This is a genomic window from Iodobacter arcticus (assembly GCF_042664895.1).
Lineage (GTDB): Bacteria > Pseudomonadota > Gammaproteobacteria > Burkholderiales > Chitinibacteraceae > Iodobacter > Iodobacter arcticus.
This window is the reverse complement of the sequence record NZ_JBHTBQ010000018.1, coordinates 25161-40212: the sequence shown is the minus strand read 5'-3', so window position 1 is coordinate 40212 and position 15052 is coordinate 25161. Positions and strand designations below refer to the sequence as shown.

Here is a 15052-nt window from a genome sequence, read left to right as displayed (position 1 = left end):
CTAAGTGGATGAAAATGAGGTTTTGCGCCTTCGTTTGCCCATTGGCCTGATCTGGCTATTTTAAGCAAAAGTATCAATTTTATTGCGATATTCACCCAGTGCTTGATTGGTGGCGTTTGAGCGCTGAATGCTGGCTAGCCCTACATCGGTGGCTGCTTCTGATTTTTTGGCGACTCTTGCGGCGATTTGCTCTAATTGCTGGCTGGTTTGGCTTGAGGTTTGTTTGAGGGCTTGGCTTAGGCTCACAACGTAGGATTTTATTGCAGAAATATCCGACATGATTACTCCTCCTTAAGGCATTCTCGAACTAAGATTATGAACACAGCATGAAATAAGTTTAGCTGATATTCTTTCTTTTTAGATCGCCATCCAACAGGATTTTCTGCATGAAAGCCGGTATGAGTGATCACAATAAACGGGATGCTTTGCGTATTCCCGTTAAGTGTAAAGTCAAAATCCGTCCACTTGATTATGGCCCCGCATATTATGGCAACTGCACCGATTTAAGTGTCAGTGGCTTAACAGTGGAGACCAATTATGTGCCGAGGCTGGATGAGAAATTTGATTTGTTTGTGATGCCGCCATTAGATGGTGCCGGGCCAAGAGAGCCGCTGGCGGTCAGAGTGAAAGTAGTGCGTTGCCACCAGATCGAGCAGGGGGCTATTTACGAATTAGGCTTGTCCATTCTTAAGGTGATTCGATGAAGTTGATGTGTTTACTGCTGCTGCTTAGCTCTTTTGCCACTGCAAATGATGTGCGGGTGACTGCACGTAAAGAGGCTGATTTGGTTAAAATTGATGCCGAATTCAGCGTAGCAGTAAGCAAAGAGCAGGCTTGGCAAGTGATGGTCGATTTTGAACATATGCCGCAGTTTTTGCCGCAATTAGTCAGTAGCCATATTATTAGCCAATCGGGCAATCATTTGCGTGTGTCGCAGGCATTGAATGTGCCCTTAAGCCTGTTTAATTATCAGTATGAATCGGTGCGTGATATCGATTTAAAACCTTTTAGCGAAATCCGGGCTACATCGGTAGGCGGCAGTGAAGCTTATAAAAGTGTCGCACTACTGAAACCAGCCCTAGGGCAGACCGTGATAAGCTACCACGCAGAATGGCTTCCGGAATCAAGCCTGCTGGCAGGGTTTGCCCTTGATACCATGCGTAATCAGATTCGCCAGCAGTTCACCGCGATGCAGCAAGAAATGCTCAAGCGCCATGATCAGCGTGCCTCTGCCTCTACTCCACAAACTCATTAAAAAATCATCTGAATGAAACTTCTCGCTTTAAAAATTGATGTCGATACCTATCGCGGTACCCGTGAAGGTGTGCCCCGTCTTGTTGAATTGTTGCAGCGCCTAGGGGCTGATGCCACCTTCTTATTTAGCCTAGGGCCAGATCACACAGGGCGTGCGATCAAACGTGTTTTTCGCCCCGGCTTTATGAAAAAAGTATCCCGCACCTCGGTGGTGGAGCACTACGGCATTCAAACCCTGCTCTACGGCACGCTCTTGCCCGGCCCAGATATTGGCCGCCGCTGTGCTGATATCTTACGCAGTGTGGCAGCCGGTGGTTTTGAAGTGGGCATCCACACCTGGGATCACATTAAATGGCAAGACTATGTGGCGGGTGAATCGGCCGCATGGACGCGTGAGCAAATTGATTTAGCCGCAGCGCGCTTTGCCGAAGTATTTGGCACACCCGCTAAAACCCACGGCGCAGCGGGTTGGCAAATGAACTCTGAAGCCTATCGTCATCAGCAGCGCATGGCTTTAACTTATGCCTCGGATACACGCGGCACGCATCCATTCTGGCCTGTGGTAAAGGGTGAACCAGTACGCTGTGTGCAGCTACCCACCACCTTGCCTACCTTGGATGAGTTGATCGGCATGGGTGATTTAACACCAGATAATGTGCACGAACATCTGCTTAAACTTACTGCAGCCGAGCCAGAGTTCGGCCATGTCTACACCCTGCACGCCGAGCTAGAAGGCATGAAATTACTGCCTACTTTTGAGCGCCTGCTCCAAGGCTGGTTAGACCAAGGCTATAAGCTAGTCTCTACCCTCGAGCTATTTAATGCGCTCGACACCAGCGCCCTGCCTTATCACAGCGTAGAAATGGGCGAGTTAGAAGGGCGCAGCGGCACGCTAGCACTGCAAGGACCACGGTTTCCTGCTTAGGAAAATAGTTAATTTGCAGGTATTACATTGATGACTTCTATCTTGCTTCAAGCCTCGCGGCTTGCTTTGCGTGATTTTCAAAGCGCTGATCTCGAAGCGGTGCATGCCTATGCCAAGGATGAGCGGGTGGTTGCTCATCAAGAGTGGGGCCCAAATAGTCTTGAGCAAACACGCTCTTTTGTGGAAAGTTGTGCCGCTGAGCCGAGTCACCTCACGCGCCGTAGCTTTAATTTGGCAGTAGTCTTAGCGGATGGTCGTCTGATTGGAGGCTGCCTAGCATCGCTAGATGCTGAGGGCCACGCGGCGGAGATTGGATACTCTTTTAATCCCCGCTATTGGGGGCAGGGTTATGCCAGTGAAGCGGTGCAGTGTTTATTGCAGTTTTTGTGGCGAGATATTGGCCTGCGCCGCGTTTCTGCATACTGTCGGCCTGAAAATGCGGCTTCAATTGCCTTGTTACAGCGTGCCAGTTTTAGGCTTGAAGGACAGCTTCGTGAGCATAAATTGATTAGAGGGCATTACCGAGACTCTTTAGTCTGGGGACGGCTAGCTGGAGATGGCGTGCTTGAAGATACTGCTGCCTTATCAAAGTTTGCTTGATGATGCTGCCAAACCATCCTTGCTCACGTTCTGCTTGCGCTGGAGTGCACTCCAGCTTTTATGCTCAAGGCCATGGTGACCTTATCCATTTCTGAAGTTGCAATACGCAGTGGTTTATCGATGGATACGCTGCGTTATTACGAAAAAATTGGCCTGATCGATGCGGTGCCGCGTGCCTTAAATGGCCAGCGCCGTTATCGGGAGGACGATTTACGCTGGATAGATTTCTTGCTGCGCTTGCGTGCCACCGGCATGGGTATTGTGGATATGCAACGCTACGCCAGTTTACGGCGGGCAGGGCAGACATTGGCAAGCGTAGTGCCAAGGCGTGAGATGCTAGAAACACACGCCGCAACGCTAGCGCTGCAAATTGCCAGCTTGCAGGAAAACCTACTGCTATTGCACAGCAAAATCGCCACCTATCAGCAAATGGAAGCGTCACTCTCTTCAGAGCAGCATTAAAAACGGCTACTTCGTTGCAGCATCGTCCATAAAAAATGTCTTCATGTGTGGATATTGGATGGGCTGCCCTGAAGCGATCGTTTTTGGATGCACTCTTCACTCAAGGAGAATGGCATGCATAATTTATCAGGCTGGAAAAAACTCAAAGAAGTCGATGATCAGGCAGGGGAGCGGGTGATTAATAGCCTGCGTGATATTGCGCCCGATTTGGGCCGCTATATTATTGAATTTGGCTTTGGCGAAATCTATTCCCGCCCTGGGCTTTCTCTTGCTCAAAGAGAGCTAGCCACCGTTGCCATGTTGTCTGCAATGGGCAATGCTGCGCCGCAATTAAAAGTACATCTGGAAGCTGCCTTAAATGTGGGGCTAAGCCGCGAAGAAATCATCGAAGTGCTGATCCAAACTGCAGTTTACGCGGGCTTTCCTGCTGCGCTGAATGCGGTGTTTGCGGCAAAAGAAGTATTTGAAAAATACCATACTCCAAGCCGCCCGTTGGCCCCACTCGCCGTTGCCAAGGCCTTTATCGCAGGCTTTATCGCGGGTCAGCCGCCATTAGATTATTTAAGCGAAGCCATAAGCTGGCATATTCTAGGGGACCGGCAAATTGTGCCTTGGGCTGGGCTTTGGCAGGGACGTGCAGAAGTAGCGCAATGCTTAAAGCAGATCGCAGCAGCGGGCCAAGCCACGCAATTCGTGATTGATCGCTGGTACGACGGTGAAAACGAGGCCCTTGCCCGTGGGCATTTCGCTTGGCAATACAAGAATGGCCACGCCTATCAAGGCGCATTTGTGATGCGCTTTGTGGTACTGGATGGCGAAATTCAAAGTTATGAGATGTTTGAAGATAGCTTTGCTATTGCACGGGCGTGGCAGGCTTAGGGAGAACCGCTCCAATCCTAGCAACTTAGGGGGATTTGTAGGTTGGGTTAGCAAGCTTTATCGCGTAACCCAACATTCTTTTGCGTCTAAACGTTGGGTTACGCTGGTTTATCCGCCCCAATAGGCGAATAAACCAGCTAACCCAACCTACAAAAGCATCGTGCCTCGCGGGTTTTGCTTAAGTTGATAGGATTGTGCTTGGCTTCCCTCAAAAAAGTGATGAAGACGCCGCAGCCAAGTACTTAGTTTCTAGATTCTGACTGCTGATCCAATTGGTTTAATATTTGATAAGCTGCAGTAACCCGTGGTGGAATTGGATAGTTTTTATTGGCTAAAATCACAATGCCAATTTTCTTGGCGGGAATAAAAGCCGTATAGGCAGCAAAGCCATTGGTGGAGCCAGTTTTATTAATCCATGCCATGCTTTGTGGTGCTAAAACGGGAGTGATTTTACTTGCTGCATTGGCTTCATAGGCCATAGCATCTCTATTGCCTGTTAATAATTTATTTAATTCTACAGGATAAGCGTATTGCTCCCAGATTAGGTCTTGTACGATCCCGCCAGATTTAAAATAGCCGCTGTGGGTATTGATCAGTGCTTGTTGCACTTTATCGTTTATTTTGGCTATTTTCATATTGGCATTGATATATTTAATCATATCTGCCGAGCTGGATTTTACGCCGTAGGCTTCGGCGGCTAAAACACCGGGGCTTACTCTGACAGGGGCGTCTTTTTTATTGTAGCCCTGCGCGTAATTCTTCATTTGCGCTGCGGGTACATTGACATAGCTATTAGTCATTCCTAGCTCAGGGAATAATTTTTTTTCGATAGCCTCTTCAAAAGAAGTATTCATGCTTTTAGCCGTAATTAAACCAAGCAGGCCAATGCTGGGGTTGGAATAAACGCGATATGTGCCTGCGGCATATTTAGGCTGCCAGTTTTTAAAATAATCCATCAGCTGCTCATTATTAGTAATCTCGTCAGGCACTTGCAGTGGCAAGCCGCCAGCAGTATGCGTGGCTAGATTAAGCAGGCTGACTTTATCAAAGGCACTGCCGCGTAAAGAAGGCAAATGCTGACTGACGCTATCGCCAAAAGAAAGCTGGCCATTGATTTGGGCATACGAGGCCAGTGTGGCGGTAAAGGTTTTACTAATCGAGCCAATTTCAAATAGCGTATCTTGGCTCACCGCCTGCTTGCCCTCTTTTGAAGCGATGCCATAATTATAAAAGTAATTTTGACCATCAATACTCACTGCAACCGCCATCCCAGGGATGTTGAATTCTTTTTGTATAGGGGTGATTGCAGCGTTTACTATTTCTTTGATTTTAGTTTGATCTGCGTTTTCTGCGGCATGGCTTAATGGGCTAATGACACAGCTTAAAACAGAGAGGATCTTTAATAGCTTTATTGCTTTTCTACGCATGAGTTTATTTCCTGTTCTAAAAATGAATAATGTGTTTTATGAAGGTGGTGCTGGCATTTTAGACAGATGCTCATATCGCGGCATGGTATTAAATCACATCATTTTTATGAGGTTACACCACGGGTTACAGCGTGTAGATGGCATATTAAATTGAAGGCGCTTTGCTTATTTTGATGCTCACTTTTTATATTAACTTGGATATGCTGATAGACTATTAAAGCGAGCTAAATATAATCCTTCATTGTCATGCTCCCGATTCCGACTCATGAAATGTCTTTTGAAGATGCCAGCAAGACGGTATCGACGGATGTTTTAGGCGTTTTTAACTGCATGACGTACCAGGTTGAGGCGATGCTACGCTTTGGTGGCGGCACGATTGTGAATGTGTCATCGGTGAATGGCTTATCTGGCGCGCCGACGGCTGCGGTGTATAGCGCGGCAAAGCACGCCGTAATTGGGTTGATTCGCTCTACTGCAAGGGAGTATACCGGGCGAGGCGTGCGGATTAATGCGTCTGCCCTGGGGCGACTGAAACACCGCGCCGTGAGCGCCGCACGGTGCATCTTAGCGAGGATCAACGGCTTGAGCATCAGGCGCAGCTCGCGCAAGCCATCCCCATAGGTAGGCTCGCCCAAGCGAAAGAAATTGCTAATGTCATTCTCTGGTTAAGCACCGCCGCATCGTCTTATGTGGTTGGGCATAGTCTTGTGGTAGATGGTGGTTTGCACGCTTGAACTCAAAGACGGTTTTTTGTGGATACATTATTTACGGAGCACTACATCGGTGACGCTCGTTCTGCTACCTGGAATGGATGGTACAGGCCAATTATTTGCATCATTTATTGCAGCTCTTGGGACTGAGTACAATGTGAAGGTTGTTGTTTACCCACCAGTCGAGCCTTTGGGCTATAGAGAGCTTGAGCAGATCGCCCGTGCAGCACTTCCCATTGATGAGCCCTATATTATTCTTGGCGAATCATTCTCTGGCCCTATTGCCGTGTCTCTTGCTGCCTCTGGCTCACCGAATCTTAAAGGTTTGATTTTGTGCTGCTCGTTTTTGAGCAACCCTCGTCCAATATTTTCAGCTTTTCACTCACTGATTACGATTCTTCCACGGGTTCCTGTGAGTCTGCTCGCTCGGGTTTTGTTTGGGCGTTTTATCACGAGAGAATTGCAAGTGGCGCTTACTCAGGCTCTTTCGCTAGTATCGCTATCGGTTATACGAGCTAGGCTGCAGGCCGTGCTGGCTATTAACGTTTCAAGTCAGTTGTCTGTGGTTAAAGTGCCCGTGCTGTATCTACGCGCGTCGCGCGATCAAGTTGTCCCCGCTAGTGCTTCAGTTCTGATTGCCAAGCTCAATCCGCGTACTCGTATTGTCGAGCTGGTAGCCCCTCACTGTCTGCTGCAAGCTTTACCGATTAAGGCTGCTCAGGAGGTCAATACTTTCGTGCGTGAAATCCGGAATGGGTTTTAATTTTTTATTAAGTGAGTCTCTCCAAGGTTGGAAGCGCTGAGCCACTTAACAAAGCTTTATTGCCCCTAGGTATACGGACTTGCACGTAGTCGTGGATTTACAACAAACAACAGAAAGGCTACATCTGCTAATCCTTACGTGGGCATAATCCAGTGAATAAGTAATAAATAATAAACACTGGAGAAGGTAATGAAGACGCAAGCTGGAATGACATTACGTAGTCGATTGGTCTTGGTTGCAGGCATCACCTTGCTGGCGTTTATTATGATGGGCAGTTTGATGTTGCTACATTTTAAGGATGAGATGCTGAGTGGCCGAAAAGATAAGGTTCGCAACTTAGCTGAATCGGCGCAAACGGTGGTGGCGCATTTTGAGCAGCTTAGCCGCGATGGAAAAATGGATCAGCCCTCTGCACAAGCCGCTGCGCTGCAAGCTTTAAGAGCGATTCGTTACGATAAAAAAGAATATTTTTGGGTGAATGATGAAAGCCCGAAAATGCTGATGCACCCTATGAAGCCCGCGCTGGAAGGCAAAGATTTGTCGGCGCTGAAAGACCCTAATGGCAAGGCGCTGTTTCTTGAAATGGTGAAGGTGGTTAAAAGCGAGGGTGCGGGTTTTGTTGCTTATCAATGGGCAAAGCCTAGTAGCACCGAGCCAGTCGATAAAATTTCCTATGTGCAAGGTTTCACGCCCTGGGGCTGGGTGATCGGTACGGGTGTTTATATCGATGATGTGAATGAAAAATTCCGCAGTATTTTATATGTGCTCTTGCCATTAGGTTTGTTGATGATGGCGCTGGTGACGTTGACGCTGGTCTTGCTTGGGCGCTCTTTATTTAAGCTCTTGGGCTGTGAGCCACAGGAAGCCGTTGCGTTAGCCAGAAGTGTGGCGAGTGGGCATCTCGATCAAAACGTGGTCTGTAAGGCCAATGATAAAGATAGCCTGATGGCTAGCCTGCGGGATATGCAGCAAACTTTACGCGCGATGATTGGCGAGGTAATTAGTGGCGCTGGGCAAATGAGTACGGCGGCGAGCAGCTTAAGTGATCGCTCGGCCGAAGTGGCTCGCCGCTCTAATGAGCAGAGCGAATCGGCATCGTCGATGGCAGCCTCGATAGAGGAAATGTCGGTGTCGATTGATCATGTCACCGCGAATACCAATGATGCCCGTGGCTTGGCCGAATCGGCCAGAGAGATGTCGGGCCGTGGTGCGGTAGTGATTCATCGCGCCACATCCGAGGTGCACAAAATTGCCGAGCTGGTGAAAGGATCGGCGGTGAGGATTGAGGAGCTGGGCCGCCAGTCTGACAAGATCACTTCGATTGTTGGCACGATTAAGGATATTGCCGATCAAACGAATTTGCTGGCGCTCAATGCCGCAATTGAAGCGGCAAGGGCAGGCGAGCAGGGCCGTGGCTTTGCCGTGGTGGCCGATGAAGTGCGTAAATTGGCTGAGCGTACTAGCCAATCCACGGTAGAAATTGCTGCGATGGTTGGGCAGATTCAATCCGGCACGCGGGAAGCGATTGTGCAAATGGAAAGCGGTGTGCAGCAAGCGAATGCCAGCGTGCTGCTGGCCAATGAGGCGGGAACGGCCATTGAAGATATTCGCAGCGGGGCAGAGCAAGTTCGCAGTGTGGTAGACAGCATCAGCAGCACTATCCGTGAGCAGGGCATGGCCACCACAGAAATCGCCAAGGCGGTGGAGCAAATCGCCCAAAGAGCAGAATTAGAAGCGCAAGAAATTCAGCTCAGCGCCCGCTCTGCACAAGATTTACAAAACCTATCTGCCCGTTTGCATCAGTCGGTACAGCGGTTTATTTTGTAATGATGGTGGGGGGCTATGCACATCAAGCTAGGCGATGCCATATCCCTTGTCACTGGTTTACAGGCACTAGGTTATTTGTAGGGAGGGTGAAACCCGCGTATTTTTCAGTATTGCTCGCGGGTTGCACCCGCCCTACGAAGGCATTTTGCTATTAGCGGATAGGACTGGGGTTTAACTCCCATTTTTCTCCGTGAAACTCCGTGTGTCCTGGGGGCCTCCGTGTTTCAAGATTTAGGTTGTGCAATATCCTTTACGCCCCCAAATCTACAATCAACTGCCTTGCGCATTCACTTAAATCACTCGATGGATCAATGACGAGCGGCCTTGCGTCGGCGAGCCTCAGGTAATTGCTTTGGCTGCTGCGCTTGTAGGCGGGGTCGTAGTGTTTGCTGATTAACTCGCTAAATAGCTCGGCTTTTTTGCCTTGATCGATCAGCTCGTTCCAGTGGGCTAATACCACTTTGCCGTGCATTTCGACTAGGCGGGCTAGCTTGGTTTTAAAGCTAAGCGGGTCATCAAACAGATTGCTGTAGTCATCGCATAAAAAGCGAATGCGGTCTTCAAAACTGGCCTGCACCAAGATGCAATCGGCGGCGCGAATGGCGAGCATCAGGCTGGCGGGCAGATGCACCAAGCCGATGCGTTTACTTTCGGCTTCAACAAACACCGGGCGGCTTGGGTCAAATTGGCTGAGTTGGCTTATCAGCTGGCTATCAAAGCTTTTTTGCGAAGGCTGTGCGCTAGCAGGGCTAGCCCCGAGTACCGAGCCACGATGCTTGGCAAGGCCTTCTAAATCCAGCGTTTGTGCCCCTTCATTCTCTAAGGCATTGAGTAAACGTGTTTTGCCGCAGCCAGTGTGGCCGGCCAAAACAATAAAGCGTGATACGGCAGGGATGGCGTCTAGCTTGACTAAAATATCTGCGCGATAAGCCTTGTAGCCGCCTTGCAACTGCCGTGCTTTCCAGCCGATTAGATTAAACCAAGTGGTCATCGATCCAGAGCGCTTGCCGCCACGCCAGCAGTAAATCAGCGGCTTCCAGTTCTTTGGCTTGTCTTTAAAGGTGGTGGCAAGGTGAATGCCGAGGTTTTTGGCGACCAAGCCCGCGTCCAATTTTGTGGCGGCAAAGGGGTCTTGTTTATACAGCGTACCGACGATGACACGCTCTTCATTGCTGAGCACGGGGGCATTGATTGCGCCAGGGATATGATCTTCGGCAAATTCAAGCGGGGTGCGTACATCGATCACCTCGTCAAAGGTGGAGAGGTCTGCTAAGGTCGCCAACAAATTTTTCACATCATTTCACTATAAGCACTTGATTGGCGTAATTGTCCCACGGGAGAGGGCTGTTCGTGGAGAAATTCACACGGCCTAAAGTTCGTCAAAGCAAACGCAGGCTGCTATGGTGGGCAATAAATATTTAATCAGGATGATGTCATGAGCACAAAATTAACGTCTTTATCACACGGTGGCGGTTGCGGTTGTAAGATCGCCCCAGCTGTTTTATCAGAAATGCTCTCTAAATTACCAACTGCGGCTTTGTTTCCCAGGCTTTTGGTGGGTACTGAAACGGCGGATGATGCGGCCGTTTATTGGTTGAACGACGAACAAGCGCTGGTAGCGACTACCGACTTTTTTATGCCGATTGTGGACGATGCTTTTGACTTTGGCCGCATCGCCGCGACTAACGCGATTTCCGATATCTATGCCATGGGCGGCACGCCGATTATGGCTTTGGCGATTGTCGGCATGCCGGTCAATCTGCTGCCGATCGAAGATATCCAGCAAATCTTGGCCGGTGGCGCGGCAGTATGTAGCGATGCGGGTATTCCGATTGCGGGCGGGCATTCGATCGACGCACCTGAGCCTATTTACGGCTTAGTGGCGATGGGTTTGGTGCATCCTAAACAGCTTAAAAAAAATAGCGATGCCAAAGCAGGCGATGTGCTGATTTTAGGCAAGCCGCTGGGCATCGGTATCTTGGGCACCGCCATGAAAAAGGGTCTGCTGGATGATGCAGGTTATAAGCAGCTGATTGATACCACCACGCAGTTGAATAAGGTAGGTAGCGATTTGGCGAAATTGGCAGGCGTGCATGCGCTGACCGATGTGACGGGCTTTGGCCTACTTGGCCATCTCTTAGAAGTTTGCCGTGGCGCCAAGCTGACTGCAAATGTGGCTGCTAATGATTTACCCCTACTCTCTGCCGCAGTTGGCTTTGCCCAGCAAGGCATCGGCCCCGGTGCGATTGAGCGCAATTTAGCTAGCTTTGGGCAAGATGTGGACTTTGCCGAGCAAGTGCCAGAATGGCAGCAGCGCATCATGGCCGACGCGCAAACCTCCGGCGGCCTACTCGTGGCCTGCGCTGCCGATACAGTTGATGAAGTCATGGCGCTATTTAAGGCACAAGGCTTTGCACAGGCAGCGGTGATTGGGCAACTGGCTGAAGGTGAGGCTAAGGTGTTGGTGGCTTAGTTTTCAGGGCTAAAGGCATCTTTAGCTGATTAGCAAGATTGTTCAACTAGCCTTGATCGTTTGATAAAGCTTGAACCACAGAGTTTCACAGAGAAAACCATTAAATTTATCGCTTCCTCTGTGAAACTCTGTGCTCTCTGTGCATGTGTATCTATACAACTTCTTGTCATCAATTCCGTGCCACACCTCCCCCTTTGAAAAAGGGGGATTGAGGGGGATTTACCTTGGGTTTTGTGCTTATTTAAGCCCAACATCAACTGAAAATCCCCCCTAGCCCCCCTTTTACAAAGGGGGAAACGTGCATATCGACTTGTGCAGATACTTATGCTCTCTGTGGCATCGAGGGTTTAAGATTTTGCTCCCTTAGCTTTCTCAGCCATCCTCCTCACTTTTTTGGGAAAGGGCTAGGGGGCGCTTGTAAGTAGCGTATTCCATCCATGTAATCAAGCCTCTTTAAATGGTTGTTTTACATGCCCTTTTCATGTCAGCTTCACGCATAATAAGGGCAGTTAATCAACGGGGGAGGATGGCTATGACTGCATTGCAGCGCATCGTAATAGTTGGGGGAGGGGCTGGTGGTTTGGAGCTGGCAGTAAAGCTGGGTGAAAAGCTGGGTGAAAAGCTGGGCCGCAAGGGCAAAGCGCATATCACCTTGATCGATGCGGCCCGTACTCATATCTGGAAGCCGCTCTTGCATCAGGTGGCGGCAGGCACCTTAGATAGTCATGCCGACGAGCTGGAATATATCGCGTTGGCCCGCTGGCACCATTTCGATTTTCGTCTAGGCCGCATGACGGGGTTGGATAGAGAAGCTAAGCAAGTGGTGCTGGCCCCAACGCTGGATGAGGAAGACGGTAGCGAGCTAGTGCCCGAGCAAACCATTGCTTACGATGCACTGGTGATGGCGCTGGGCAGCCAGACCAATGATTTTGGCACGCCGGGTGTTGCAAACCACGCCATTATGCTCGATACCCCCGAGGCAGCAGAGCGCTTCAATAAACGTTTTATCAATAGCTGCTTACGCGCGCAAGCAAGGCGTAAACAAGCGGGTGAAGGGCGCTTTACCGTCACCATTATCGGCGGCGGGGCTACAGGGGTAGAGCTATCTGCCGAGCTGCATATGGCCACGCGCATTATGAGTAGCTTTGGCTTTGCCAATATCCACCCCGAGCATGATTTAAAAATTGTGATTGTTGATGCCGCGCCAAGGCTACTTTCTGCCCTGCCGGAGCGCCTATCCAATGCTGTGGCGCTTGAGCTGCGCAAAATGGCGGTAGAGGTTCATGCCAATGAGCGAGTGATCGATGTATCGGCTTCGGGCGTCAAAATGGCTTCGGGCAAGTTTATTCCTAGCGATCTGGTGGTGTGGGCTGCGGGGATTAAAGCGGCTGATTTCCTCAAAGATATCGCCGGTTTAGAGAGTAATCGTCTTAATCAGCTGGTGGTTAGCCGTACATTACAAACCTCGCGCGACCCTAGCATTTTTGCACTGGGCGATTGCGCTGCTTGTCCGCTCGGTGATACAGGGGCTACTGTGCCACCCCGCGCACAATCCGCACACCAGCAGGCGATGCTGCTGGCGAAAAGCATTCCTCTTTATTTGGCAGGAAAACCCCTGGCAGAGTTTAAATATCAGGATTACGGCTCGCTGGTGTCCTTGGGTGAGTACAGCACGGTAGGCAGCTTAATGGGCGGCATTGCCCGTGGCAGCTTATTTATTGAGGGCCAGTTCGCCAAAATGATGTATTGGTCACTGTATAAAAAACACCAAGTGGCGGTGAATGGCTGGTTTAAAACATGGCTGGCCACATGGGGCGAATATATCGACCGCGTGAGCAAGCCAAGAATTAAGCTGCATTAAGGGTAAGAGCCTCAGCCTAAGAACCTTAGACCTGTAGACACAGAGACTGGTGAGGACACGAAGAACACAGAGAAAACCTAAACTCTGATTTATTTAGTTTCGTCATTCCCGCGCAGGCGGGAATCCAGTATTTGCAGTGGATCCCCGATAAAAACATTCGGGGATGACGATTTAATCAGTGCTCTGTATTCTTCCTAATCTCTGTGTCTACAGATCTTTTTCAGGGCTGGCGCACAGATGATCTATTTGCCAAGCCTTGCCCGACTGTCCAAAATACGCCTTTTGCCTATCGTTACCCGCCATGAAATCAATCCGCCATCAAGCCTTGCTCGCGCTGCAAATGGCTAATCACAGCGATAAAGTCGCCCTTGTGCGTGCCATCGAAGATCAGCATCCACTGGCCTGTGATGAGCTGATCGTCAGCACAGAACAAACGCCAGGCTTGAGCGAGCGCCCGCCCCTAGTGCCGCCTATGGATGTGCCGCGCCGCAAAATCAGCACACCTGAAGGGCATGCTGCCTTGGTACATGCCTTGGCGCATATCGAATTTAATGCGATTAATTTGGCACTCGATATTCTTTGGCGCTTTGCTGGCCAGCCCGAAGACTTTTACCGTGATTGGCTAAAAGTAGCCCGTGAAGAGGCCTATCATTTTGTGCTCTTGCAAGATCATCTGCTGACGCTGGGTTACGCCTATGGCGATTTCACGGCGCATAACGGCTTATGGGATATGGCAGAAAGAACCAAGGATAATTTGCTGGCAAGGCTGGCGCTGGTTCCCCGCACTCTGGAAGCGCGGGGCTTGGATGTCACTCCGCAAATTCGTGACCGGCTCAGGCATCGAGGCGACAAGGCAGGTGCTGCGATTCTGGATATTATCTTGAGAGATGAAGTGGGCCATGTGGCGATTGGTAATCGCTGGTACAAGGCGCTGTGTGAAGAGCGAGGCTTAGACACGATTGCAGCTTACGAGCAACTAGCCTTGCAATATCAAGCCGCCAAGCAGCGCGGGCCGTTTAATTTAGAAGCGCGTAGGGCGGCAGGGTTTAGTGAGGAAGAGTTGGCGGCATTGCAACAGCTGGATTAGTGCTTGGGTTTTTGGCTAATCGGCGGAGCGGGTGGTGGTGGTGCTGATTTGGGGTGGCGTAGTTTGGAAATGAGCTTTTTAATATCAAAAGCGCCCGTTGCCACTATACCCAGCCCGCCCGCAATCATTAACACATACCATAAGATCAGCGTGCTGCCCGTAGGTTGCATGATCGTGCTGGCATAAAGCATTAATTCGGCCGCTGCGGTGGCAGCTAGTAAGAGTAATAAGCTGGATAAAAATAAAGACAGCAGGCGTAGTCTGGCAAAGCTCGGTGTGACCAGCAGCAAAATATAGCCGCCAATGCTAAAGGCAGGAAACAGCAGCCACAGCCCTATACCCGGAGTGATTTCTATAATACCGAGGGGAGCAATCAGCAAGAGGCAGCCAGCTAGTAAGCCCAGCACAATCAGCAAACTACCAAAAAATAGTAATGCCATCGAACCATTCCCCAGCAGATTAATACAGTGATCGAGCTTTTAATGAGCTTATGTGCATGCCGCTCATTTTCAAGCATTGTATCTATCGTAGGGCGGGTGAAACCCGCCAGCTTTATAGCTAAAAAGCTTATAAACGGCGGGTTTCACCCGCCCTACGCAGTGACTTTGCATGACCTTTAACTTGATGCCCATAGATCCAGTATTTAGCTAGATATGCGCTCTTGCTTCGTCTTTATAGACTAAGCGCTAGCTCCACATACTTTTCATCCATGTAATAAAGGCGATTAAAACTTTGCCGAGTTTTAATCGCCTTTATTGCTCCATCTTATCAACTTAAACAGAAT

The 15052-nt window shown here is 49.8% G+C and carries 15 protein-coding genes and 1 pseudogene; 12 read left to right on the top strand and 4 right to left on the bottom strand.

Annotated features, from left to right (window positions below; all coding sequences use genetic code 11):
• Positions 1-60: 60 nt before the first annotated feature.
• A complete protein-coding gene (locus ACFQNF_RS10750; protein ID WP_380187980.1) occupies positions 61-279 on the bottom strand; it encodes a hypothetical protein in 219 nt (72 codons plus the stop codon).
• A 107-nt stretch (positions 280-386) separates the two neighbouring features.
• Here ACFQNF_RS10750 and ACFQNF_RS10745 point away from each other — a divergent pair, with 107 nt between their 5' ends.
• From ACFQNF_RS10745 to ACFQNF_RS10720, 6 genes are all read left to right on the top strand, one after another.
• On the top strand, positions 387-704 hold the full coding sequence (locus ACFQNF_RS10745) for a PilZ domain-containing protein (RefSeq protein ID WP_046351029.1): 318 nt from the start codon (positions 387-389) through the stop codon (positions 702-704).
• The gene (locus tag ACFQNF_RS10740; protein WP_380187979.1) at positions 701-1255 is read left to right on the top strand and encodes an SRPBCC family protein; all 555 of its coding nucleotides are present in this window, start codon (positions 701-703) and stop codon (positions 1253-1255) included. Before ACFQNF_RS10745 ends, ACFQNF_RS10740 begins: the two co-directional genes overlap by 4 nt.
• Before the next feature lie 12 nt (positions 1256-1267).
• Positions 1268-2179 carry a polysaccharide deacetylase family protein gene (locus ACFQNF_RS10735; protein ID WP_380187978.1) on the top strand — a complete coding sequence of 304 codons (912 nt, stop codon included), beginning with the start codon at positions 1268-1270 and terminating at the stop codon, positions 2177-2179.
• 30 nt (positions 2180-2209) lie between these two features.
• Complete coding sequence (locus ACFQNF_RS10730; RefSeq protein ID WP_380187977.1) at positions 2210-2779, top strand: GNAT family N-acetyltransferase; 570 nt, start codon at positions 2210-2212, stop codon at positions 2777-2779.
• Positions 2780-2851: 72 nt separating this feature from the next.
• Positions 2852-3241 (top strand): MerR family transcriptional regulator, encoded by a 390-nt coding sequence (locus ACFQNF_RS10725; protein ID WP_380187976.1) that lies wholly within the window; start codon positions 2852-2854, stop codon positions 3239-3241.
• 114 nt (positions 3242-3355) lie between these two features.
• Positions 3356-4120, top strand: a complete 765-nt coding sequence (locus tag ACFQNF_RS10720; protein ID WP_380187975.1) for a carboxymuconolactone decarboxylase family protein — start codon at positions 3356-3358, stop codon at positions 4118-4120.
• 242 nt (positions 4121-4362) lie between these two features.
• Here the strand turns inward: ACFQNF_RS10720 and ampC are convergent, their stop codons facing one another.
• Positions 4363-5547 (bottom strand): class C beta-lactamase, encoded by a 1185-nt coding sequence (ampC, locus tag ACFQNF_RS10715; RefSeq protein ID WP_380187974.1) that lies wholly within the window; start codon positions 5545-5547, stop codon positions 4363-4365.
• 246 nt (positions 5548-5793) lie between these two features.
• Between ampC and ACFQNF_RS10710 the strand changes: the two are divergent.
• The 3 genes and pseudogenes from ACFQNF_RS10710 to ACFQNF_RS10700 all read left to right on the top strand — a co-directional run bounded on the left by ACFQNF_RS10710 (position 5794) and on the right by ACFQNF_RS10700 (position 8847).
• Positions 5794-6281, top strand: a pseudogene (locus ACFQNF_RS10710) (SDR family NAD(P)-dependent oxidoreductase).
• A gap of 49 nt (positions 6282-6330) precedes the next feature.
• Complete coding sequence (locus tag ACFQNF_RS10705; protein ID WP_380187973.1) at positions 6331-7020, top strand: alpha/beta fold hydrolase; 690 nt, start codon at positions 6331-6333, stop codon at positions 7018-7020.
• A 189-nt stretch (positions 7021-7209) separates the two neighbouring features.
• Positions 7210-8847 (top strand): methyl-accepting chemotaxis protein, encoded by a 1638-nt coding sequence (locus tag ACFQNF_RS10700; RefSeq protein WP_380187972.1) that lies wholly within the window; start codon positions 7210-7212, stop codon positions 8845-8847.
• A 250-nt stretch (positions 8848-9097) separates the two neighbouring features.
• Here ACFQNF_RS10700 and mnmH read toward each other — a convergent pair whose 3' ends face one another.
• A complete protein-coding gene (mnmH, locus tag ACFQNF_RS10695; RefSeq protein ID WP_380187971.1) occupies positions 9098-10141 on the bottom strand; it encodes a tRNA 2-selenouridine(34) synthase MnmH in 1044 nt (347 codons plus the stop codon).
• Positions 10142-10282: 141 nt separating this feature from the next.
• On the opposite strand from mnmH, the gene selD reads away from it, so the two are divergent.
• The 3 genes from selD to ACFQNF_RS10680 all read left to right on the top strand — a co-directional run bounded on the left by selD (position 10283) and on the right by ACFQNF_RS10680 (position 14268).
• The gene (selD, locus tag ACFQNF_RS10690; RefSeq protein WP_380187970.1) at positions 10283-11320 is read left to right on the top strand and encodes a selenide, water dikinase SelD; all 1038 of its coding nucleotides are present in this window, start codon (positions 10283-10285) and stop codon (positions 11318-11320) included.
• A 532-nt stretch (positions 11321-11852) separates the two neighbouring features.
• Positions 11853-13181 carry an NAD(P)/FAD-dependent oxidoreductase gene (locus ACFQNF_RS10685; protein ID WP_380187969.1) on the top strand — a complete coding sequence of 443 codons (1329 nt, stop codon included), beginning with the start codon at positions 11853-11855 and terminating at the stop codon, positions 13179-13181.
• Between the two features lie 301 nt (positions 13182-13482).
• On the top strand, positions 13483-14268 hold the full coding sequence (locus tag ACFQNF_RS10680; RefSeq protein ID WP_380187968.1) for a ferritin-like domain-containing protein: 786 nt from the start codon (positions 13483-13485) through the stop codon (positions 14266-14268).
• Here the strand turns inward: ACFQNF_RS10680 and ACFQNF_RS10675 are convergent.
• Complete coding sequence (locus ACFQNF_RS10675) at positions 14265-14708, bottom strand: hypothetical protein (RefSeq protein ID WP_380187967.1); 444 nt, start codon at positions 14706-14708, stop codon at positions 14265-14267. The two genes, ACFQNF_RS10680 and ACFQNF_RS10675, sit on opposite strands and share 4 nt — an antisense overlap.
• Positions 14709-15052 lie beyond the last annotated feature (344 nt).